The following is a 21,464-nucleotide window of genomic DNA, read 5'->3' as shown; positions in this document are numbered from 1 at the left end:
CAAACCTGAATTAATATTCCATCTGACGGTAATATCTCCTGGTTGTCAGAGGATGGTTCCTCTCCTTCTCCAGATGGCAGCTAAGACGCTCCGTCATTGCATACATCACCATCGGGGAAACAATCTTCCTGTACTCTGCTTCGGTGAAAGGCAGTTCAATCTCCTTGGTGTCAAACACATTGATTACCTTTGTGACCTTCTTGGAGAAATCCATCACACGGTCCATCAGCGGCCTTGTCTCATCCTCGCCGTAGAACAGGATGAGGCTTGTATCCTCCTCCACCAGTTCAAGGGTCCCATGGAAGTATTCGGCTGCGTGGATGGACTTTGTCTTAATCCACTGCATCTCCTCCAGGATGCACATCGCATAGTCGTAGGCCTCTCCCCACATCATGCCTGCGCCGATTACCATGTGATAATCCGTATCCTTGTGCTCCTGTGCCATTTTCGCACATCTGTCCTCGTACTGCTCCTTTGCCTTGATCAGATATGGCACAATCCCTGCGTACTGATCCATGAATTCCTCGTACTTGTCAAATTCCCCTGCGTTTTTCTTAAACCTTGCCAGAAGGGCAATCATATAGGTATAAATGGCTTCACACAGACAGTCATCCTCTGCAAAGCTGAACAGCTTGTAGTCGGCAAATTCGCAGACAGGGGTATTGTCATTGGACACATATACAACGGTGCGGGCGCCGGCTTCCTTACAGTACTTTGCAGCCGCCACGATTTCTTTTGTGTTGCCGCTTCTGGTGGAGAATACACATACGGAATCCTTGGTGAACTTCCTGTGGCCCGCTGCCATGAACTCAGCCGCAATCACACTGTATGTATCAATCTGTGATGTTGTATCCAGCCAGTACTTCATGGGAAGGGAATGGGCGTATGTGCCGCCGCAGCCGATAAAGAAAATATTGGTGTAACCCTGGCTGCATATCTCGTCTACCGCTTTCTCAATCTGCGGCCTTAAGGCAATTGCCTCGCTGACTACTTTTTCGTAACGTGGAATGTCAAAATTAAACATATCTGGTTCCTCCTTGGATTTAAATTTATTATGTCGTCCTATGATGTTATATTACATCACATAATGTATTTTGTAAAGTACTTTTTTTCTTTTTCCCAATTTCTTTATGGGAACTTGCAAAAACACGGATTATGTCATATTATATTGTATTAAGAAAGGATTCCTGCCTGGGACGTGTTCGGACATAACGCCCCATAGGGCAGAATGACGGTGATATTTATGATTCATTTCGATGCAGGCAGTATAGACCCCTCCAGCATTACCCCCATGTACAAGCAGGTGGCCAGCATTATCTCCGAAGGCATCCGCAAAGGGGAACTGAAGGTAGGAGAAAAGCTTCCTTCTGAGTTTGAACTGATGAAGGACTTTAACGTAAGCCGTGTGACAATCCGGGGCGCGATCTCGGAGCTGGTGACAGACGGGCTTCTGGTGCGCAGCCAGGGAAAGGGCACCTTTGTGGCGCCGCAGAAAAAGCTTCAGTCCGCCAATGATACCACTGGCCTGACTGATTCCTGCCGCCAGGCAGGCAAGGTGCTTAAATCCCAGGTGCTGTCCGTAGAATACGCTTATCCCACCCATGCCGACAGTGAATTCCTGGCGGTGGATGAAAGCCAGCAGGTCATTGAAATCAAACGGCTCCGCTACATAGACGGACATCCGTCCATTTTGGAAACCCTCTACTTTCCAAGAAAGTATGATTTTCTTCTCCATGAAAACCTGGAGGGATCCGTGTTCTCAATCCTGCACGCCCACGGTATCACGGTGCACAACAGCAGGAGGACCCTTGAAATCAGCAACGCGTCCTCCAATGAGGCCGGACTGCTGGAAATCAAGCGCAACTCCCCTCTGCTGCTGTTTCGGGATTACCAGTCAGACAGCCAGGGCAATCCCCTGTTCGTCTGCAAACAGCTCTACAACACCCAGAACATGATATTTTATTTATAAATCCAGTTCTTCCCGGATACGCCGGATGGCCCTCACCGCCTGGGAGAGGTACAGCTCCGGATCCCTGAAGTAGGGATTTAACAGTTCCAGGGAACACCATCCGTCATAGCCATACCGCTTCAGGATACGGAAAAAGTCAGTCACGGGAATCACCCCGTCCCGGTCATCCAGCTGCATATGGAATTCCGTGGCCCCGTCCCCGTTGCATATATGGACGTATTTCATGGATGCCCCAAGGCGCTCAAGATAGTCAGAATACGGCTCATTGGCAATAACGGGCGGAACCATGTCAATCATGGCGCACAGGGCGGGACTTTTAACCCGCTCCTGCAGCTGCAGGATGTCATCCACACAGGTGATGGTGTTCCCCTCCGAGGGTGACAGGGATTCCAGGATGATGTCCACCCCCAGTTCCCCGGCCCTCCTGCAAAGGATGGATGTTCCCTCTTCCAGGTATTCCCATACGGTTTCCCGTTTCACCCCATATCCCGGGTGTTTGGCGGTTATCTGCATCTTATCGGTCCCCAGCCTTGCGGCTGTCTCCACACTTTTCAGCAGGTATTCAATGGTTTCCCTGCGTTCCTTTTCCATGGACGAGGTAAGGCTGTATGGATATGCCAGTATCTCAGGTGTGAACATGGATATCTCCACCCCATACTGTTTTTTCCATCCCAGAATGGCATGTATCTCCTCTTTGCCCATGTCATGGGCATAAGCATGGGGTCTTCCTCCCCAGACTTCCACCCCTTCAAACCCATATTCCTGCGCCATCTTAAATGAATGCTCCAGGCCAAAGCGGCAGAACTGGTATGTTAAGAACGAAAATTTCATCTGTTTCCTCCTTGAACGTTCCCGGGCGTATGGCGGGACCCGCTTCCGCCCGGATATGCCCTACTCTGCCTCAAAGGAATCAGCATCCTTTGCAGTGAGGAGTCCCAATTCAGTCCAGACAACATCGCTGATTTCCTCACCCTCCAGAATGTTGTAGGCGGTTTCCAGAGCAACGTAACCGATTTTCTTGGGATACAGGGCAACGGAGCAGATCAGGTTGCAGTCAGGTCCGTCATTTTTCATGATGTCCAGCTGTTCCGGTGTCGCGTCATATCCGGCAATCAGCACGTCCTGCCTGTTGTTGGTCTTGCAGGCAGTATAAGCGCCCAGGGAATTGTCGCCCATGAAGCAGAAGATTCCGGTGATGTCAGGATGTGCCTGAAGCATGTTCTCGGTCGTGGCCCTGTGGGTGTCCCTCGTACCATTGGAAAGCTGCTCGACCATCTCCACGTTGGGGGCAATCTCAGCCATGCGGTCCTTGAATCCGGCGATACGTTCCTCTGCGGTTGTGACCCCGGGAACCTCGGTAAGGATCAGCACCTTACCCTCTGTCCCCATCTCCTGTACCAGATAATCCGCTGCCATGGCCCCGCCTGCCGCGTTATCGGAAAGCACCTTGGCATCACACTGTGCTTCCGTGTCAATATCATAGTCCACCAGCACGATTCCGGCTTCCCTTACCTTATCTATATAGGGAACAATGGCATTGGCATCCACCGGAGCCACGCAGATGGCGTCCACGCCCTGCTGTATCAGGTCCTCCAGGATTGCAATCTCCTTCTGCATGTCACCGGCCGGGTCGGGCTTCACAACCGTTACATTGCCCAGCTCCGCCGCCTTTTTTTCAGCTCCGGATATAATGTCCACGCCGAACTCCTCTGCCTGGGACCATGCAAGAACCGCAATGGTGTAACCGTCCTTCCCCTCGCCCTGGGCCGCTGCAGCGGTATCCTGAGATGTGCCTGTGGCTGTTCCTCCCGCAGTGCCGCCTGGCGCATTGCTTTCCTTACCCGTACCGCATCCTGCCAGTATGGATGCCGTCATTGCCGCACAAAGGATCATGGTTGCCATTCTCTTTTTCATTTTGTTTTCCTCCTGAAATTTATTTGGTTTTTTATAGTTTCCTTTTTATTTCTTCCTGCTGTTAAAGATGGAGTAGATAACTGCCGCTATGATGATGATTCCCTTAACCACCAGCTGCCAGTAGGAGCTGATATAGAGAAGGTTCATTCCGTTGTTGATGATGCCCATGAGGAGCGCGCCGAAGAATATGCCGACCACCGCGCCCTTTCCTCCGCTGAACGACACGCCGCCCATTGCACAGGCAGCAATGGCCTCTGTCTCAAATGCATTGCCTGCCGTGGGCTGTGCGGAAGCATTCCTGGCTGACAGTATGACGCCTGCCAGGGCAGCGCAGATACCGCTGATCATGTAGGCATACATGATGACCCTTTGGGCATTGATGCCCGAGTGATGGGCTGCCTGGTAGTTGCCGCCCACCGCGTAGACGGAACGGCCGAAGGAAGTCCTTGAAAGGATGATCCCAACCACCACGAATGTCCCAAGCATGAAGAAAATGGGGATGGGGATCCCGCCCAGGGAGCCGATGCCCAGCTGAAGCATGCTGTCCGGTATATTGCCAATGGGCTTTCCCTCACAGATCAGGTAACATGCCCCTCTCAGGGTAATCTGCATGCCCAGGGTCATGATAAATGGAGGGATTCCTGTCTTGGCGATAAAGATGCCTGAGAGCAGTCCTAAAAGGGCGCCCACTAAAAGCCCAATGAGGATGGCGGGTACCAGGGGCATGTTCCCTTCCACCACAAACTTGGTTACCAATGCGCCGCATACGCCGGCAGTGGATCCTACCGTCAGGTCGATTCCCCCTGTCATCATGGCGAACGCCATGCCGCAGGCAAGGATCCCATAGACGGATATCTGCCTTAATACATTCAGGATATTGGTAGGTGTCATGAAGTTCTCGCTTCGGATGCTCATGAACACGCTCACCACGATGATGACCAGGATCAGGCCGGAATAAGATTTAAAATTGGAATTGTTCAATACTTTCTGGATGGATTTATTTTTCATGATTAAACTGCCTCCTTAGTTGCCAGCTTCATTACTGTTTCTTCCGTTGCTTCTCCCATGTTCTGCTCGCCGGTTATCTTCCCTTCCCTCATGATGATGATCCGGTCGCTCATATTAAGCAGTTCCGGAAGTTCAGAGGAAATCATGATGATGGATACCCCCTGCAATACCAGCTGATTCATAATCTCATAAATCTCTGCCTTGGAACCCACATCAATGCCCCGGGTGGGTTCGTCTAAAATCAGGATATCCGGCCTGGTGGCAAGGCATTTTGCGATTACTACCTTCTGCTGGTTCCCGCCGCTTAAATCCCCGGCCGCCTGGTTGACATCCGCTGCCTTTACCTGCAGGCGTTTCATATATTCAGCCGCGCACTCCCTTTCCTTCTGGGAGTTCATGAAGCCGCCTGAGGACAGCTCCGGAAGGGAACTCATCTCGATGTTCTTGAGGATGGACAACAACAGTACCAGCCCCTGGTCCTTCCTATCCTCAGGAACCAGGGCAAATTTATTGCGGATGGCCTCCGTGGGGTTGTGGTTCACAATCACCTTCCCATTCTTATAGATGGTCCCCGATGCCTTATCAAGTCCCATGACAGCCCTCATGAGCTCGGTCCGTCCCGCGCCCACCAATCCGCCGAAACCAAGGATTTCCCCTTTATGCAGAACAAAGGACGCATCCTTGACATACTCATTGTTTATGTGCTCTACCCTGAGGATTTCCTCCCCGATATCCACATGGACCTTGGGAAACTGGTTTTCCACATCCCTTCCAACCATCAGGGATATGACCTGGTCCGTATTCAGTTCACTTACCATTCCCCCGCCTGAGTTCCTGCCGTCCCGAAGGACCGTGATCCTGTCCCCGATTGCAAAGATGTCCTCCAGCCTGTGGGATATGTATACCATGGAAATGCCCCTGCTCTTAAGGTCCGCAATGATGCGGAACAGCACCGTGGTTTCTTCGGTTGTCAGGGAAGACGTGGGTTCATCAAAGATAATGATCTTAGAGTCAAAGGACACGGCCTTCATGATTTCCACCATCTGTCTCTGTGCCACGCTTAAGTCCCTGATATAGGAAAAAGGATTGAAATGGATATCCAGGCTATCCATCAGCTCCAGGGTCTTCTCCTTCAGTGTCTTAAAATCCACCAGGCCGCCCTTTTTTGGATACCTTCCCATATAGATGTTCTCCATGATGGTCATGTCCGCAAACTGTACCAGTTCCTGATGGACCGTGCTGATTCCCAGGTGGTGGGCTATGTTTGGGTTCTTAATGTTTATCTTCTTATCTTCCAGGAAAATCTCACCTTCCGAAGGCTCAATCACGCCGGAGAGTATCTTCATCAGCGTTGACTTGCCTGCCCCGTTTTCCCCCAAGAGGCACAGGATTTCTCCCCGGTACAGTTCAAAGTCCACTTTCTCCAGGGCTTTGATACCGCCGTAAAATTTAGATATTCCCTGCATTTTCAATATCGTATCACTCATATGCTTTCCCTGCGGTCCCAGACTGCAGGTCCTGCCTCCTTTCCCAAATCAAACGGTTAAAATGCCGCCCCGTATCCGAAGGACCCTTCCACCAGGCAGTTATGCCTGGCCAGAAGATTGCCGGCGCACATGCTGAATTCAATCAGCTGGTCCTCGTAATCCTCCCTGTCCGCCTGCCTCGTGAAGTCAGGCAGCTGTTCCTCATGCAGCCTGGACATACGCCTGTTATTCTCTATGTAGGAGGCAATGAAGGCCGTTATCCAGGAATCCCCCGCCCCTGTGGTGTCCACCACCGGCGCTTCAAAATTATAAGGCATCTTCCTGTAGTATTTCCTTCCGTTATACACGATGGCTCCCCTGCTCCCAATGGTGGTCACCGCCAGCCTGCACCCGTACCCATGCACGCACCGGTACAGCAGCTCCTTTAGCTTCCCTTCCCCTAATTCCTTGCCGGAAAAGAATGCAATGGTTATATCCGGACACACCGCAGCCAGGTCATCCTCCTCCCACACATCTGAGAAGTCATACAGAAGCGGGACCCCTGTCTCCCTGATTTTTATGAGCTGGTCCTCAATGTGGCTGAAACAGCTGGAATGGACCACATCAAAGGTCTTGATGTATTCCAGCAGTCCTTCTGTAATCTGAAGCGGATGGGACTTCACCACGCCAGCGTCATTCTCATCTGTAATGGTGCGGTCCCCGTCCTTCAGCCGGATACCGCAGATTCCGGTCTCTCCCTGCACCCTGACGCAGCGGGAGATATCCACCCCTTTATCCTTCAGCGCATGGACCACCATGTCTGCCTGGATGTCCGTGCCCAAAACCCCTGCATACGCGGTTTCATGCCCAAGCTGGCGGCCGTAGACTGAAAAATTCAGGCTGTTTCCTCCCGGGTACATGATGCCTGTGGTGTAGTTGCAGTCTACCACGTTATCTCCTACCCCTATGAGTCTAAGCATACTTCACCTCTCCTTTAGTTGTTTCATTTATCATTATATCGATACATAATGTATTATGACGTTATAGTATCACACCGCCTGTCTTTTGTAAATACCTTTTTATGTATTTTGTTGATAAAAATTATGATTGCCCACAGGAAACTGGCACAAATGCCGGGAATTGCCGGGGATGCGGTATGGTTTCCGGCATATCCTGGCATATCCTGGCACTTCCCGGCAATTTCCGGCATTTGGCGGTTTTCCCCGGCACATGGCGTCATTTCCCTGCGCATCGCGGCCATCAAAAAAGGACATCCCCGTCCGGGATATCCTTTTCATCTGTCCCTATTCTTTTTTCCCTAGCATGGCCTCCGCCAGCCTGCCAACCTCTGCCGGGGATTGGGCAAAGCAGCTGGCCTCCTTGAGTTCTTCCCATGTCCCGCAGCCGTAAAGGCATGCAATGGAGGGAATCCGGTTGGCCTTTGCCGCTGCCACGTCGTAGATACGGTCCCCTGCCATGACCGCGGCCTCAGGCTTTATCTCATCCAGAAGGGCTGCCAGGGAACACGCCTTATCCTTTCCGGGTATCACGGGCCGGATTTTATCTATCTTATCCCGTATCCCCAGCCTGCCTAACATCATTTCAATATAATCCCGGTCCGCGTTGGAACAGACCGCTGTCCGGTATCCCCTGTGATGCAGGCTGTCAAGCATCTCCTGGACACCGTCGTACACGGTTTCCATATTCTTGTATACATTTTCCTGATAATGCTCAACTAATTTCCAGAACCCATCTGCCCGGGCGCACCTCTCCTGGCCGAACAGCTTCAGGTTCGTCTCCTCGGCCCGCTCCCCTATGGTCATGCGGATTTCCTCTTCCGTCCACTCCCTCAGCCCCGCTTCCTCCATGGCCGCCCGGATGGATGGCACGATGAAAATGTCCGTCCTGCTCAAAGTCCCGTCCAAATCAAATATAACCCACTTCATCCCTGTCACCCCTCAATCCGGTTCCTGAATCCAAAACCGCCCTCGCAAAGGCAGTTTTCCGCTGAATAAGACGCACCGTCCTGAAGTGCCTGACGGATTGCGTCCCCTGTCAATGTAATCCCTTTCTTCCATCCCTGTTTCAGAAGGGATACAATCACGGCCGCAATAAAGGAATCTCCCGCCCCCATGGTGTCCAGGGCCTTGACATACCGGGCTTTTCCTTCCACAAATTCCTTTCCGTTGTAGAACAGCTGTCCCCGCCCCCCCATGGTGGCCACCACGTTCCTGCAGCCCTGGCCATATACCTTCCTCATCAGTTCCCGGATTGCCTCTGTCTCCATATGTTCACAGGAGAACTGTCCCAGTTCCAGGTAGGGGCAGGTCAGTTCCAGGAATTCATGGGTGCGGTACTTATCCTTTACGGAAAAATCGAATGTGACCATGGCCTGCAGGTCCTGAAGTTTATGGACATCCTCATGAAGCTTGGCATTGCAGCTGGTGTGCACCACATCAAAATCCCTCAGATAATCCACATCACAATCCCTTATCCGTGTGGTATGGGCCCAGTTCTTCCCTTCGTCCGCCCCGATGTAGTCCCGTTCCCCGTCATACACGTTCACATCGCACTTCTTAGTGGTGCTGTCCTCATGGAATATGCACTGGGACAGGTCCACATTAAGGGCCGTAAGGGCATCCCGTATGATACGGCCTTCCCGGTCAGCCCCGATGCTTCCCACATAGGCCGCCACGGCCCCCAGCCTGCTTGCGTGGGCAGCCACGTTCACCGCGTTCCCGCCCGGAAACATGACGCCCATGTTCATATACCGGTCTATTACATTGTCACCTATACCAGCTATCTTCATGTCTGTCATCCCGCTCCTGTCCAATCTTTAATACTCAAGCTTCCTGTAATATCGCCGGATATCCAGGGAGTGGTTCCTGATTTCCTCAAAATTCTTACTTACCCTGGACAGGACGGCGTTGATTACCACTGGTGAGAGGAGCCATCTGAACTTCCGGCTGATTCCGGGAAGCTGGTAATCCGCCGTGTCAAACACGGTAAAGTCATCGGTATACTCCTGGACAAAGTTCTTAACGCGCTCATCCAGCACCCTGGTCTGGCCCTCTGTCATGTTAAGGGCGACGCACACACCTTTTTCCACAAGTTCGATGGTCCCATGGAAAAATTCAGGGGAGGTGACGGACTTTGTGCGGAGCCACTGGGATTCCTCCAGCACGCACATGGCAAAGGAATAGGTGGGCCCCCACAGGTTGCCGGATCCGATCCATATCTGATACGGGTCATCCTTGTATTTCATGGCATACTCCCTGGCCTTTCCATCACTTTCCTTTCCCACGGACACAAGGGCTGCCGGCAGGTTCTTAAGTTCATCTGCAAACTGGACATAATCGTCAAAATAGCCCATGTTGTACAATATCCTGCCAACCAGCATATATAACACGTATTCCTGCGGACGGCCGTCCTTATAGATGACCGTGTGGTCAGAAAGACCTTCCAGAGGGGAGCCTTCCACTCCAAGGACGGATATGACTGTGGCGCCTTTTTCCTTCACATACCTGGCCGCCTCCACGGTTTCCCTGGTATCACCTGACTTGGATGCCATGAACACAATGGTCCTGTCCGTCAGATGGCTGTTGCCGGTTGTAAGCAGCTCCGCCGACACCTGGGACTGTACATTCAGCCCGGAGGTGGCGGAAATCATATAATCAAACGGCTGCATCATCGCAAGGGAACCGCCGGATGCGGTGAACAGGATATTGTCAAATCCCTTACCGCACACAGTATCCGCAATTGCCTCAATCTCCTGCCTCATGGCATAGATGTAAGCTCCATTTTCCAGTATTGCCTGTTCGTCAAACTTTACCATTTTTCATTCTCCTCCTATATCTTAAATCATTCCCAGTCCTGATTTACACCACAAATATGCCAAATAACGCACCGATGACACCAAGGGATGTAAGGATTACAAGCACCCATGAAACCTTGACCTTTTTCTGCAGAAGCCCGTACACGCCCAGTGTCATCAGGAGCGGAAGCAGGCTTGGCATGATGCCGTCCAGGATGGCCTGTACGGCCGTCGCCGATTCCCCTGTCCCCAGGCTTCCCGCTATCTGTATATTAATCATGTTGGGAATCATTGCGCCGATGACCATAAGGCCGATGACGGCAGCCCCGTAGGTCAGCTTGGGCATCAGGCCGGATTCTTCAATCCGGTTCAGGAAGCTGGTCCCAAAGCCGTATCCGAACTTCAGGCACCAGTAGCGCACCAGGTACGCCGGTATGTTATAAATCAGCCAGAACAGGATGGGTCCAAGTATGTTCCCGTTCAGCGCCAGGGAAGTACCGATCCCGGTTGCGATTACCCTGAGGGTTCCCCAGAACATGGAATCCCCGATTCCTGCAAGAGGCCCCATCAGCGCAACCTTTACGCTGTTGATGGAAGAGGTGTCAAAGTCAGCATTATCCGCATTGCTCTCCTCCATGGCAGTGGATATCCCCATGATGGCGGTGGACACATAGGGGGTTGTATTGAAAAATTCCATATGGCGTCTGGCCGCCTCAATCTGGGCTTCCTTTTTCTCATATATCCGCCTGATTGCAGGGAGCATGGCGAAGCAGTACCCCATATGCTGCTGGCGTTCATAGTTCCAGGAATACTCAAGGGAAAGCGAACGTATGTAGATGGACATCAGGTCCTTTTTCGTAATCTGGTTATTAGAAGTCCTCATCTTCCATTACCTCCTGTTTTACAACGGTCTGGCTGCTCTGCAGCTCTACCAGTATCACTGCAAGCACACTTGCAAGCAGGGCAATCCCAAGCATGGGGATCCGTAAATATGCGCTGACCGTAAAGCCCAGCACAAAGAACACAACGGTTTTCTTCGTAAGTATCATACGTGTCAGCAGGGCAATACCAAGGGCGGGAATGAATCCGGCTGCCGCCACAAGGCCGTTCTGGACAAATTCAGGGATGGACTCCAAAACCCGGTTCATCACCGGCGTGCCAAGGTAAAACGCAGCGGCGCATATGATTCCCCGTGGAAGGCTCTTGACCACAAAGCCGCCCAGGATATGCATCATTTCCATCTTCCTGAATTCACCTCTTTCCACATACTTGTCAGCCTTATGGACAAACACGGGAAGCAGCACAAGGGTAAGCAGGTTATCCACCACAAGATACAGGGTCGCGATGGGAAATGCCAGGGCCAGGGCCACGTCCGCGCCTTTGCCGGTTGAGATGGCAAATGCAGCCCCCAGGATTCCTCCTGTGATGACGTCCGGCGGGACAGCGGCCCCAAGGGTGATCGAACCGATAAAGACCATCTCAAGGGTTGCGCCAAGGATGATCCCTGTCTTCAGATCCCCCATCACAAGGCCTACCAGCACGCCGGTTATAATGGGACGTGACCCCAGGTTGGTACCCAGCATCCATTCGAATGTTACAAACATTGCTATGAATCCGATTAAAATTGCCTGCGCTAACATAATTCTCCTCCTAAATGATTTCCTTTACTTCAATCCTTGCATCACTTGGAACCTGCTGTATCCCAACCCTGATTCCTGCCTCCATAAGCTCCTTTAAAAGCGCCTCATCCCCGGCCGATACCGGTATGGTCTTATAAAGCTTCTTAACCGCTTCCTCCCTGGGCTTGCAGCCGCCCAGGTTGATTTCCCTTATATCTTTACAGGATGTGGCAAGGCGGTGGGCATCTTCGATGCTTTCCACTATGATAAAAAGCTTATATTTGTCCGTAACCCCGCTGTTCAGTGCCGTGATGGAGTCCTCGATGTTCTTCATCACAAGCTTTACCCCATTTGGTTTTGCCAGCTTCAGCGTGGTTTTCCGGATATCGTCTTTCATGATCGCATCATTGGCAATCAGCATGCAATCCACATCCAGGGACTGTGTCCATGCCATTGCCACCTGTCCGTGAAGCAGCCTGTGATCCACCCTGACTAATTTAATCATACTCTTCCTCCTTAAAAATCTTCATCTTCCAAATCCTGATTTTCCACCATATCGTTGCAGTAAACAATGGATGACCTGACCTGGGCGAGCACGGCCCGGATAGTGTCCGGATCAACTGCGTCCGGATGGTTAAGCAGTGCAATGACCAGAGGCAGGCTCATACCTGCAACCAGGTTAAACCTCCGGTCCCCGGTGTACTTCATGAATTCATTGTTCACACTGCCTCCGAAGATATCTGTAATGACAGTCCAGTGTTCTTCCGGTTTCCTGCCCGTCACCCACTCCCCCACCATCTTCTCCAGGTTCATGGACGCTTCATCCACATAGGCGCAGAGACAATGGACATTTTCATTTGCCCCTAAAAGAAATGCCGCTGTCTCCTTCATGGCCCGCGCAAGGGAACCATGACTGGCCAACAGGAACTGCTCCATATTCCCACTCCTCTCTTCTGTTTATAATACATTATATAACATTATGTTACCACAAGTATACATCATGTCATATTCCCTGTCAATATAAAAATAGCATTTTAAACTGAAATTCAGTTCAAAATGCTATCTCTTACTTGATACACTTACCCGATACCCTTCCTTGATATCCAACCATACGACGGGCTTAAACATAAAACTTAAGGCGCTCCGTGCAGTACATCTGCCGGGATATGTAAAGGGGGCTGCCCCCGGAATCTTCATGCTTATCCGTAAACAGCAGCAATGCCGCCCCGGGCTTCACTCCCAGGATTCCTGCGTCAGAGGAATTGGCGTAACACACCTCGAGGATACGTATATGCCCTCCCAGCCTGATTTTATGTTTCTGGAGGATTTCAAACAGCGACTGGCTTAAATCCTCCCGTTCCAGGAATCCGAACATGCGGTTGTAGTGGTTTACCTCAATCATGGTAGGCACATCATCCACATAGCGCAGGCGCCTGGTGCACAGGATCGTCTCATCTTCATCAATACCGAAAAATTCCACGTCCGCCCTGGTGGGATAAATCCAGGACACGCTTAATACCTCTGTCCTCGGCACCTTGCCCTCCTGAAAACAGGAATGGGTAAAACCGATCTGGTCGTCCACGGAATACAGGGCCTTCCTGGAAGCCACAAAGGTCCCCTTCCCCCTGGAGCGGACCACCATCCCGTCCTCCTCCAGCTCATTGATGGCCGAGCGCACCGTGATGCGGCTCACATGGTAGGCCTGCATCAGCTCTGCCTCAGATGGGATCCTGTCCCCGGGCCTTAATTCCCCCTCCTCAATCTTCCGGCCCAGTATGTCAATAATCTGCTTGTACATGGGTGTCATACTGTCCGGATTTACATTTTTACTTGTCCCCATCACACTCTCCATTTCTATTGTTAGTAGTAAATATATTATAATACATCATAATACATTTTACAACATATTTCAGCAGAAATCAGAGAAGTATTGATACAGCCTAAACCTCATTCCAGTTCATGGACAGCTGGTTTACCTTATTGGAAAGGAAAAACTTGAAATGCCTGCCTGAAAGTATCTGCTTGGTATAGTGGACCGGTATGCCTGTATGGGTAATGACTGTCTCCATCAGCACAAAAACAGACTGGGGCGAATCAAATTTAAGCAGCTGGCTTTCTTCTTCCGTTGCAATACTGGTCTCCAGGGTAATGGATGTGTAACAGTTATCTTCCAGCCGCATGCCTGTACGACGCTCAATCACCTCATAGAGGGACTGGTTCTCCATATCCACATCCAGGAGGAATTCAAACTGGCTGCACGGAAGGCTTACATGCTCAATCATGACCGGCTTATCATTCACATGGCGCAGGCGCTTCAGGTATACCACGTCATCCTCAGGCGTAAGCTCCAGCTTTTTCATGATGGCCGTATTGGGCTTCTGCCGCTTCATGCCCAGCATATGGGTGTACGCGTTGATGTTGTTCTCATGACAGAACACAGTGAACCCTTTAAATGTATTCAGGCTTGAGGAAATCTTAGGTGTCTGCACGAATGTCCCCTTGCCGTGGTGTGTGATGAGAAGGTCCTGCTCCACCAGGTCGGCAATTGCATTGCGGATGGTAATCCTGCTTACATTGTACTGCTCACAAAGCCTGGACTCACTGGGCAGGGCCTGTCCTGGGCTGTACTCCCCGCTGGTTATCCTGTTCTTAATGTCTTCCGCCACCTGTTGGTATAAGGGCACCGCACTATTTGCATTCAGCATATTCCACCTCTTTCAAAGACATCTTATCAATCCCATAAGGAAATGCAATGATGTTTTATGTGTTAATATAATATTATATTACATTATATCATATGCTAGTAAAATTGGAATACACGTTTTATACAAATAATTACATAAAACAGGCGGCACCTGTTTTCAACAATCCAGATACCGCCTGTTACATCCATATTCAATTATCACACATACATCCTATTCCCATAATTAGGATACAGGATATCAAGAAAAGATATAATATCCCCTCGCAGCTCCTTCACCGCGCGGTCCACATCCTGCTCCATCAGGTAATCAATCACCTTCAGATGGTTCTCACACCCCATGCGTATGGAAATGGTGCCCCACCGTTCCCAGTGTCTCTGGGCATAAGCCCTTGTCATGATGCCGATGCTTTTCTGCAGCATGCTGTAGCAGTAATCGTTGCCGCTGTAGGAAAGCAGCCTGAGATGGAACCTGCTGTTGTTATCCCAGTGTTCCAGGATGGTGGTGTCCTCATCGCTGTTGCTGCACTCCGTAAGGGTGAATTCCCTTAATTCCCGGATATCCGTTTTAGTCATGATGGTGGCCGCGTCCCTTAAGCAGCCGGTCTCAATCATGATACGGAAGTTAACAATATCCCGTATCTCCTTTTCATTAATCCTGACCACCTCGTACCCGTATCTCGGGTGGCTGATGAGTACGCCTTCGCTGCAAAGTTCAATCAGTGCGTCCCTGATCGGGGATTTACTGACCCCATACTTTTCAATCAGCTGCTTTTCATTGATAATTTCATTCTGCTTGTAATTTCCCTCTATAATGTCCTTCAGAATAGAATCATATATCTCAGTCTTTAGTGACGAAGGCTTACCGCTTCCCATTTATTTCCCCCTCCATGTCCTGTTCAGCCAAACTTATTGTGTTCCTGTTCCCCTTAGCATTATAGCATGCGGTCTAACTCTAATAGGGATATTATATATGTTTTCAGGCCTTTTAGCAACATGTCAAAAGGCACACATTCATCTGGCTGATGTCCCTGACCGTGGCCATTCTCAAAGGGATTGGGGGCATCGGGCACGCCCGGTCCGAAACCGATGGCGCAAGGCAGGTGTCTGGAGTAGGTCCCGCCGCCCATTGTATATGGTTCATAGTGCTTACCCTGGACGCAGTCGCAGATTTCACTGAGTACCGGGATATAGGGATTATCAAGGGGCACATAGGCCGGGGCCGACAGTTCCCCCACGGATACCGCAAACCCCAGGGATTCTGCCCTTTTCTTAAATCCATCCACCACCTCATCCCCATCCACGGTCACCGGATATCTGGTATCAAAGGATACCTTCATCACACCGTCCTGGGCATGGATAACGCTGCCCACACAGGTAAGCCTGCCGGACTCCTTGTCCTCAAACGGTATGCCGCAGCTTTCACCGTAATAGTCAGAAGTCATTGCTGCCACGGCCTTCACCCCATGGGCCGCGCTGCCGGTGAGAAGCCCGCTGCCTGTAAGGGCTTTGGACAGCTCCTGGATGGCATTGACGGACCCTTCCGGAAATGCGGCATGGCGGGAAATCCCAAGGGCCGTCACCTTCACAGACTCCCCGTCCCGGTCCACACTGATTCCCTCAATATCCCCAAGCTTCTCCCTGGCGGCTTCAAGGCTTACACCGCTTATGACGGCCTCTGCCTTTGGAGGTATCACATTCACCACGCTTCCGCCATGGAAGGATACCAGGTTTCCCTCAATCTCCCGCTCAATGTCAGCGCGCATCAGCCCCTTTTCCCCATAACACACAGGGAAGTTGGTGTCCGCCACCAGGTTGAAATCCGGGACCTGCTGTGTCCTGCAGAAATATTCTATATCCTGCATTCCCGTTTCCTCAGACAGCCCGTAATAAACCAACACGTCATTTTTAAGTTCAATGCCGTGTTCCTTCAGATACCGCAGGGCGTACAGGGCGCAGATGCCCGGGCCTTTGTTATCCCCCACCCCGCGTCCGATGAGGAAGCCGTCCTTTTGCGTACACTTAAGAGGAGGATTATGCCATCCTTCCCCCAGGGGCACCACATCCAGATGGGCATAGATGCCAATCCTGCGCGGGCTGTCCCCGGTTCCCTTAACCAACAGGCTGCCGCAGTGGTATTCATGGTTCTTAACCTGGAACCCGTACCCCGCGGCCAGGGCTGTCATCTCATCCAGCACACGGCCGCATTCCTTCCCATAAGGATAGGTATCATCCCCATGTACCGAGATGCTGGGAACAGCCACCAGACGGTCTAAGTCCTTTACGAATGCTTCTTTGTTCTTCTCTATCCACTGATCAATTTCCTGCATTAAGCTGCTGTCAGGTTTAAACATGGTCCTGTTCCTCCTCACACAAATGGCAGGACACCATGTGTCCGCCTCCCACATCATGAAGCTGCGGACATTCTGCCGAACACCGCTCAGATGCGTATCTGCACCTGGTATGGAAATAGCATCCGGCCGGAGGATTCAAGGGGCTTGGGACATCGCCTGTGAGGATTTCCCTCTTCATCTTATTATCCACATCCGGAATGGGGATTGCGGACAGCAGGGCCTTTGTATAGGGGTGCTGCGGATGATTGTAAAGCTCATCCTTGGACGCAATCTCCACAATCCTTCCCAGGTACATGACCGCGATGCGGTCAGACACATACTTGACCACGCTCAGGTCATGGGAAATGAAAAGGTAGGTCAGCTTCTTGGTCTTCTGCAGGTCCTGTATCAGGTTCAGCACCTGTGCACGGACCGACACATCCAGCGCGGATACAGGCTCGTCACATACCACGAACTCAGGGTCCAGCACAAGGGCCCTGGCAATGACGATACGCTGTCTCTGGCCGCCTGAGAACTCGTGGGGATAACGGTTCATCATGTTTTCCGGCATTCCTACCAGCTCCATGATTTCCTTTACCTTCTGGATCCGCTCCTCGTTGGTTCCTGTGCCGAATGCGTCTAACGGGGCCTTGATCAGCTCCAGGACCGTCATACGCGGGTTCAGGGATGCATACGGGTCCTGGAATATGAGCTGCATCTTCCGGCGCATCTGGCGCATCTGCTCTTTGTTGTATTTTGTAATGTCATCCCCTCTGTAGAGGACCTGGCCTGCCGTGGGATTGATGAGCCTTAATATGGACCGCCCCAGAGTGGACTTTCCGCATCCTGACTCACCTACCACGCCAATGGTCTCGCCTTCATAGATGGAAAGGTTCACCTTGTCCACGGCATGTACGATTTTCAGGGGTTTCCCCGTGAAGGTCTTGGCCGTGACAAATTCCTTCTTCACATCTTTCAGTTCCACCAGTACATTGCTATTCCCCATCATGTCCAAAACCTCCCTCCGGCGCGTATTTCCAGCAGCGCACCTTCTGTTCCCCTATCTCATAGAGTCCCGGCTCCTGCTCGAAGCATTTGCTGCACGCCTGCGTACATCTGGTACAGAACCTGCACCCCTTTGGCATTTCACTTAAGTCCGGCACGGAACCCGGGATGTTGAACAGGCGCTCAGAGGAATCCTGGTCCAGGCGCGGTATGGACTTTAAGAGTCCCTGGGTATAAGGGTGGAGCGGATGCTTGAAAATGCTCTTGACATCCCCGTATTCCATCTCCTTGCCCGCATACATGACCATGACGTCGTCCGCCATCTCCGCAACCACGCCCATGTCATGGGTAATCAGCATGATGGACTTATTCTCCTTGTCCTTTAACTCCCTCATAAGCTCCAGTATCTGTGCCTGGATGGTAACGTCCAGGGCAGTGGTCGGCTCATCGGCAATAAACAGCGCGGCATTGCAGGAAAGGGCCATGGCAATCATGACACGCTGCCTCATGCCGCCTGAAAGCTGGTGGGGATATTCCTTAAGGCGCTGGGCCGGGGAGGGGATGCCTACCTTCATAAGCATCTCCTCGGCCCTTGCCCAGGCTTGTTTTTTATCCATCTTACTATGCGCGGTTATTGTTTCTACAAGCTGCTTTCCGATGGTCATCACCGGATTCAGGCCTGTCATGGAGTCCTGAAAGATCATTGCAATCTCGTTTCCACGTATCTGGCGTATCTCCTTGTCGGAAAGCTTGGTCAGGTCCTTGCCCTCAAACAGGATCTCGCCGGATGCAATCTTACCGGACTGGGGAGGAATCAGCCTCAAAATTGACATGCTCGTCACTGATTTGCCGCAGCCGGACTCACCTACAATCCCAAGGGTTTCCCCTTTCTTTATATTGAAGGATACGCCGTCCACAGCAGTAACCGTTCCATTCTTACCGGAGAACTGGGTTACGAGTTTTTTTACTTCAATCAAATTCTCAGACATTTAAATACCTCGCTTTTCGTATGGAACGTCCTGAACCAGATTATTTATTAACCTTCCAAGCCCATACATTCTTATTTACATTGTAATCAATGGCGCCTACGCGGACATTCTCCAGCTTGTCGCTGTATCCGAAAAGGTCATTGGTAAAGTACAGGAATGCCATGGGCATCTGCTGGAACAGGATATCCTGGTACTTGTCATAGACTGCCTTACGGGCCTCAAAGGTGATTTCCTTGGCGCCGGACTCGCCCACCTCGCCCAGGGTCGGGTCGGTCAGCTGTGTAAAGTTATTCATGTAGCCTGCGGTTACGTTTGGTACGGACTCGGATGGGTCAACGGAACCAGCGGAACCGATGAAGCACAGGTCGTAGTCCCCGTTACGTGCATTGGTCAGAAGGGTTGGGAAGTCAAGGGTCTGGATTTTGGTCTTGATGCCGATCTTCTGAAGATCCTGCTGGATTAAGATAGCGGATTTCTCACGTACCTCGTTACCGGTGGAAACCAGTACTTCCAGTTCGCGGTTGGCATCCCAGCCAGCTGCCTCTACCATGCTCTTGGCCTTCTCAGGATCATACTCAACCTTAAGGTTGGTGTTATAGTACTTGTGGTCTTCCGGAAGGGGTCCGATTGCAACGCGGCCCTGTCCCTGAAGGAGCTGTTCCACAATTACCTGACGGTTGATTGCAAGGCTGATTGCATGGCGGATTTCCTCAGGCAGGTATTCCCTGGTCGTGTTCATGGCCATGTACTGGTATGCAAAGGTCGGGACAGACATTGCCTTCACGCCCGGGGTGTTATTGGCCGCATCCCAGTCAGCTAACGGAATCTGTGTATTGCCGGAAAGCGCGTCAATCTCGCCGCTCATAAGTCCGGAAAGGATGTTGGAGGACTGTACCTTCTTGAATACCAGCCTGTCAAAGTCAGGTGTTCCAAGGTAGTAATCCTTATTGGCCAGGAACTCGATGGATACGCCGGATTCCATGCTGTCAAAGATACATGGGCCGGAACCTACCGGTTTCTGCCAGAATGGATCGTTCACCAGGTCAGCGTCAGCGATTCCTGACAGCAGGTGCTTCGGAATGATGAAGAAGTCACGGTTCACCAGTGCGTAAACAATGGAGGGATCCATGGGTGTCTTTAAGGTAAACTCCACGGTGTGGTCATCCACAGCCTTAACCTCAACGCTGTCCGTGGATGTCTCGCATCCGGTCTCATCCGTGCCGGCAAAATACTGCATACGGATGCGGCGCAGATAGTTATATTCAGCAGAAGAAGCAACCTGTGCGGAGTAAACAACGTCCTCGGCAGTCACAGGCTCGCCGTCATGCCACTTGGCATCCTCATACAGATGATATGTAATCTTGTCCTGGGCCTCGTTGGTCTCCCATGATTTAGCCAGGCGGGGTTCGAATGTACCGTCGGTGTTGATGGTCATCAGACGGTCAAACATCAATTCATTTACATTGTCAGCGCCTGCGTTGGTGGTGTTCATGACCATGAAGGTATCCCAGTCCCCGGACTGTGCAATGGTGACAATCTTCTCACCGGTGCTGCTGCCGCCCTCTGCCTTTGGCGCCTCCGCCTGTGCCCCACCGCCTGCGTTGGCCGTTGTGCCGTCCGTCCCTGTGGATGAACCGCCGCATGCGCAAAGCACCATGGCGGATGCAAGGGAAGCTGCGATTACTCTTACAAAATTGCGTCTCATAATGTTCCTCCTATTATCATTTATGGTTTATCTTTGATGATTTATCTTTCATTATTTCTTCTTAATCTTCGTCTTAGAATCCAGCGCGTCCCTGATTCCATCACCCACAAAGTTGATGCTGGAAACCGTCAGCACCAGAAGGATGCCCGGCGGTACCCAGAGCCATGGCCTGGATGAAAGCACGGTGATGGACTGTGCGGCGTACAGGATGTTACCCCAGGAAGCCTGCGGCGGCTGGACGCCCATGCCCAGGAAACTAAGCGCGGATTCCTGGATGATGGCCTGCGCCGTACGGAATGTAAAGTTAATCAGTATAGGTGCAAATGCGTTGGGCACCACATACTTTAACAAAAGGGGCAGGTCCTTGGTGCCGACGGCCTTGGCCGATTCCACATATTCCTTTTCCCTGACCGACAATACATTGCCGTATATGAGCTTTGCAAAATCCGTCCAGCCCAGCACACCGATTACCAGTGTTACGGTCCATACGGAGGGTCCGATCACAGCCACCAGTACCAGCACCAGTATCATGGATGGGAAGGACATGAAGATGTCCGCCGCCCTCATGACGATGGTTTCCCAGATACCCTTGTAATATCCTGCAATCAGCCCCAGGGGAACCCCGATTAAAAGGCTTATGATGGCTGAAAGAAGTCCTACCAGCAGGGATACCCGTCCGCCGAATACCAGTCTTGCAAACACATCCCTTCCCGTGTCATCGGTCCCAAGGAAATGCCCCGGGCCGGGTTTGGCGCTGAAAGCCAGTATATCGGACGTATATGGGTCCAGCTTCAGTATCATTGGCAGGAATATTACCAGCAGCACTTCTAATGCAATGATGGCCACGCCAATCATGGCCAGCTTGTGGGCCGTGAATTTTTTGAGCACGTCTCGATAATACGAGTCCTTTTTCATAACTGTTGTCCCTGACATCCTCTTAC

At 51.5% G+C, this 21,464-nt stretch carries 22 protein-coding genes; 1 reads left to right on the top strand and 21 read right to left on the bottom strand.

Annotation, left to right across the window (positions count from 1 at the left end; genetic code table 11):
- Positions 1-10: 10 nt before the first annotated feature.
- Positions 11-1,024, bottom strand: coding sequence for an SIS domain-containing protein (locus MCJ35_RS28725; protein WP_008724522.1), 1,014 nt, complete (start codon positions 1,022-1,024; stop codon positions 11-13).
- Between the two features lie 219 nt (positions 1,025-1,243).
- Here MCJ35_RS28725 and MCJ35_RS28720 point away from each other — a divergent pair, with 219 nt between their 5' ends.
- Positions 1,244-1,969, top strand: coding sequence for a GntR family transcriptional regulator (locus tag MCJ35_RS28720; RefSeq protein ID WP_008724520.1), 726 nt, complete (start codon positions 1,244-1,246; stop codon positions 1,967-1,969).
- On the opposite strand, the gene MCJ35_RS28715 is transcribed toward MCJ35_RS28720, so the two are convergent.
- From MCJ35_RS28715 to MCJ35_RS28620, 20 genes are all read right to left on the bottom strand, one after another.
- Complete coding sequence (locus MCJ35_RS28715; RefSeq protein WP_025484058.1) at positions 1,964-2,800, bottom strand: TIM barrel protein; 837 nt, start codon at positions 2,798-2,800, stop codon at positions 1,964-1,966. The genes MCJ35_RS28720 and MCJ35_RS28715 overlap by 6 nt on opposite strands.
- A 60-nt stretch (positions 2,801-2,860) precedes the next feature.
- The gene (locus MCJ35_RS28710; protein ID WP_227794454.1) at positions 2,861-3,883 is read right to left on the bottom strand and encodes a sugar ABC transporter substrate-binding protein; all 1,023 of its coding nucleotides are present in this window, start codon (positions 3,881-3,883) and stop codon (positions 2,861-2,863) included.
- Positions 3,884-3,928: 45 nt separating this feature from the next.
- The gene (locus MCJ35_RS28705) at positions 3,929-4,891 is read right to left on the bottom strand and encodes an ABC transporter permease (RefSeq protein ID WP_008724514.1); all 963 of its coding nucleotides are present in this window, start codon (positions 4,889-4,891) and stop codon (positions 3,929-3,931) included.
- 2 nt (positions 4,892-4,893) lie between these two features.
- On the bottom strand, positions 4,894-6,378 hold the full coding sequence (locus MCJ35_RS28700; protein ID WP_025484062.1) for a sugar ABC transporter ATP-binding protein: 1,485 nt from the start codon (positions 6,376-6,378) through the stop codon (positions 4,894-4,896).
- A 56-nt stretch (positions 6,379-6,434) separates the two neighbouring features.
- Positions 6,435-7,337 (bottom strand): PfkB family carbohydrate kinase, encoded by a 903-nt coding sequence (locus MCJ35_RS28695; RefSeq protein WP_025484063.1) that lies wholly within the window; start codon positions 7,335-7,337, stop codon positions 6,435-6,437.
- Positions 7,338-7,661: 324 nt separating this feature from the next.
- Positions 7,662-8,303 (bottom strand): HAD family hydrolase, encoded by a 642-nt coding sequence (locus MCJ35_RS28690; protein ID WP_034576910.1) that lies wholly within the window; start codon positions 8,301-8,303, stop codon positions 7,662-7,664.
- A 5-nt stretch (positions 8,304-8,308) separates the two neighbouring features.
- The gene (locus MCJ35_RS28685) at positions 8,309-9,166 is read right to left on the bottom strand and encodes a PfkB family carbohydrate kinase (RefSeq protein ID WP_008724504.1); all 858 of its coding nucleotides are present in this window, start codon (positions 9,164-9,166) and stop codon (positions 8,309-8,311) included.
- 27 nt (positions 9,167-9,193) lie between these two features.
- Positions 9,194-10,192, bottom strand: a complete 999-nt coding sequence (locus MCJ35_RS28680; protein WP_025484067.1) for an SIS domain-containing protein — start codon at positions 10,190-10,192, stop codon at positions 9,194-9,196.
- Between the two features lie 43 nt (positions 10,193-10,235).
- Positions 10,236-11,054, bottom strand: coding sequence for a PTS system mannose/fructose/sorbose family transporter subunit IID (locus MCJ35_RS28675; protein ID WP_025484069.1), 819 nt, complete (start codon positions 11,052-11,054; stop codon positions 10,236-10,238).
- Positions 11,041-11,811, bottom strand: coding sequence for a PTS mannose/fructose/sorbose/N-acetylgalactosamine transporter subunit IIC (locus MCJ35_RS28670; protein WP_008724498.1), 771 nt, complete (start codon positions 11,809-11,811; stop codon positions 11,041-11,043). The genes MCJ35_RS28675 and MCJ35_RS28670 overlap by 14 nt, the downstream gene beginning before the upstream one ends.
- 10 nt (positions 11,812-11,821) lie before the next feature.
- The gene (locus MCJ35_RS28665) at positions 11,822-12,295 is read right to left on the bottom strand and encodes a PTS sugar transporter subunit IIB (RefSeq protein WP_025484070.1); all 474 of its coding nucleotides are present in this window, start codon (positions 12,293-12,295) and stop codon (positions 11,822-11,824) included.
- 11 nt (positions 12,296-12,306) lie between these two features.
- Complete coding sequence (locus MCJ35_RS28660) at positions 12,307-12,726, bottom strand: PTS sugar transporter subunit IIA (RefSeq protein ID WP_025484071.1); 420 nt, start codon at positions 12,724-12,726, stop codon at positions 12,307-12,309.
- A 184-nt stretch (positions 12,727-12,910) separates the two neighbouring features.
- A complete protein-coding gene (locus MCJ35_RS28655) occupies positions 12,911-13,630 on the bottom strand; it encodes a GntR family transcriptional regulator (RefSeq protein WP_025484072.1) in 720 nt (239 codons plus the stop codon).
- Positions 13,631-13,730: 100 nt separating this feature from the next.
- On the bottom strand, positions 13,731-14,495 hold the full coding sequence (locus MCJ35_RS28650; RefSeq protein WP_025484074.1) for a GntR family transcriptional regulator: 765 nt from the start codon (positions 14,493-14,495) through the stop codon (positions 13,731-13,733).
- A gap of 197 nt (positions 14,496-14,692) precedes the next feature.
- Positions 14,693-15,367: a GntR family transcriptional regulator gene (locus MCJ35_RS28645; protein ID WP_008724488.1), complete on the bottom strand. Its 675-nt coding sequence runs from the start codon at positions 15,365-15,367 to the stop codon at positions 14,693-14,695.
- 59 nt (positions 15,368-15,426) lie between these two features.
- Positions 15,427-16,845 (bottom strand): Sapep family Mn(2+)-dependent dipeptidase, encoded by a 1,419-nt coding sequence (locus MCJ35_RS28640; protein ID WP_025484076.1) that lies wholly within the window; start codon positions 16,843-16,845, stop codon positions 15,427-15,429.
- The gene (locus tag MCJ35_RS28635; RefSeq protein WP_025484077.1) at positions 16,838-17,833 is read right to left on the bottom strand and encodes an ABC transporter ATP-binding protein; all 996 of its coding nucleotides are present in this window, start codon (positions 17,831-17,833) and stop codon (positions 16,838-16,840) included. The genes MCJ35_RS28640 and MCJ35_RS28635 overlap by 8 nt, the downstream gene beginning before the upstream one ends.
- On the bottom strand, positions 17,820-18,818 hold the full coding sequence (locus MCJ35_RS28630; RefSeq protein ID WP_025484078.1) for an ABC transporter ATP-binding protein: 999 nt from the start codon (positions 18,816-18,818) through the stop codon (positions 17,820-17,822). The genes MCJ35_RS28635 and MCJ35_RS28630 overlap by 14 nt, the downstream gene beginning before the upstream one ends.
- Before the next feature lie 40 nt (positions 18,819-18,858).
- On the bottom strand, positions 18,859-20,523 hold the full coding sequence (locus MCJ35_RS28625) for an ABC transporter substrate-binding protein (RefSeq protein WP_025484080.1): 1,665 nt from the start codon (positions 20,521-20,523) through the stop codon (positions 18,859-18,861).
- Positions 20,524-20,574: 51 nt separating this feature from the next.
- The gene (locus MCJ35_RS28620) at positions 20,575-21,456 is read right to left on the bottom strand and encodes an ABC transporter permease (protein ID WP_008724478.1); all 882 of its coding nucleotides are present in this window, start codon (positions 21,454-21,456) and stop codon (positions 20,575-20,577) included.
- Between the last annotated feature and the right edge of the window lie 8 nt (positions 21,457-21,464).

It is taken from the genome of Enterocloster sp. OA13 (assembly GCF_022440595.1).
Lineage (GTDB): Bacteria > Bacillota > Clostridia > Lachnospirales > Lachnospiraceae > Enterocloster > Enterocloster hominis.
The sequence above is the reverse complement of the archived record's forward strand: the minus strand, read 5'-3'. Positions and strand labels throughout refer to the sequence as shown.

Bases quoted from the DNA above. Each gene is read 5' to 3' on its own strand.
- MCJ35_RS28650 (WP_025484074.1), bottom strand. From the start codon at position 14,495: ATGCTGAATGCAAATAGTGCGGTGCCCTTATACCAACAGGTGGCGGAA.
- MCJ35_RS28645 (WP_008724488.1), bottom strand. From the start codon at position 15,367: ATGGGAAGCGGTAAGCCTTCGTCACTAAAGACTGAGATATATGATTCT.
- MCJ35_RS28705 (WP_008724514.1), bottom strand. From the start codon at position 4,891: ATGAAAAATAAATCCATCCAGAAAGTATTGAACAATTCCAATTTTAAA.
- MCJ35_RS28695 (WP_025484063.1), bottom strand. From the start codon at position 7,337: ATGCTTAGACTCATAGGGGTAGGAGATAACGTGGTAGACTGCAACTAC.
- MCJ35_RS28660 (WP_025484071.1), bottom strand. From the start codon at position 12,726: ATGGAGCAGTTCCTGTTGGCCAGTCATGGTTCCCTTGCGCGGGCCATG.
- MCJ35_RS28710 (WP_227794454.1), bottom strand. From the start codon at position 3,883: ATGAAAAAGAGAATGGCAACCATGATCCTTTGTGCGGCAATGACGGCA.
- MCJ35_RS28665 (WP_025484070.1), bottom strand. From the start codon at position 12,295: ATGATTAAATTAGTCAGGGTGGATCACAGGCTGCTTCACGGACAGGTG.
- MCJ35_RS28720 (WP_008724520.1), top strand. From the start codon at position 1,244: ATGATTCATTTCGATGCAGGCAGTATAGACCCCTCCAGCATTACCCCC.
- MCJ35_RS28635 (WP_025484077.1), bottom strand. From the start codon at position 17,833: ATGATGGGGAATAGCAATGTACTGGTGGAACTGAAAGATGTGAAGAAG.
- MCJ35_RS28620 (WP_008724478.1), bottom strand. From the start codon at position 21,456: ATGTCAGGGACAACAGTTATGAAAAAGGACTCGTATTATCGAGACGTG.
- MCJ35_RS28655 (WP_025484072.1), bottom strand. From the start codon at position 13,630: ATGGGGACAAGTAAAAATGTAAATCCGGACAGTATGACACCCATGTAC.
- MCJ35_RS28640 (WP_025484076.1), bottom strand. From the start codon at position 16,845: ATGTTTAAACCTGACAGCAGCTTAATGCAGGAAATTGATCAGTGGATA.
- MCJ35_RS28715 (WP_025484058.1), bottom strand. From the start codon at position 2,800: ATGAAATTTTCGTTCTTAACATACCAGTTCTGCCGCTTTGGCCTGGAG.
- MCJ35_RS28625 (WP_025484080.1), bottom strand. From the start codon at position 20,523: ATGAGACGCAATTTTGTAAGAGTAATCGCAGCTTCCCTTGCATCCGCC.
- MCJ35_RS28685 (WP_008724504.1), bottom strand. From the start codon at position 9,166: ATGAAGATAGCTGGTATAGGTGACAATGTAATAGACCGGTATATGAAC.
- MCJ35_RS28670 (WP_008724498.1), bottom strand. From the start codon at position 11,811: ATGTTAGCGCAGGCAATTTTAATCGGATTCATAGCAATGTTTGTAACA.
- MCJ35_RS28690 (WP_034576910.1), bottom strand. From the start codon at position 8,303: ATGAAGTGGGTTATATTTGATTTGGACGGGACTTTGAGCAGGACGGAC.
- MCJ35_RS28675 (WP_025484069.1), bottom strand. From the start codon at position 11,054: ATGAGGACTTCTAATAACCAGATTACGAAAAAGGACCTGATGTCCATC.
- MCJ35_RS28725 (WP_008724522.1), bottom strand. From the start codon at position 1,024: ATGTTTAATTTTGACATTCCACGTTACGAAAAAGTAGTCAGCGAGGCA.
- MCJ35_RS28630 (WP_025484078.1), bottom strand. From the start codon at position 18,818: ATGTCTGAGAATTTGATTGAAGTAAAAAAACTCGTAACCCAGTTCTCC.
- MCJ35_RS28680 (WP_025484067.1), bottom strand. From the start codon at position 10,192: ATGGTAAAGTTTGACGAACAGGCAATACTGGAAAATGGAGCTTACATC.
- MCJ35_RS28700 (WP_025484062.1), bottom strand. From the start codon at position 6,378: ATGAGTGATACGATATTGAAAATGCAGGGAATATCTAAATTTTACGGC.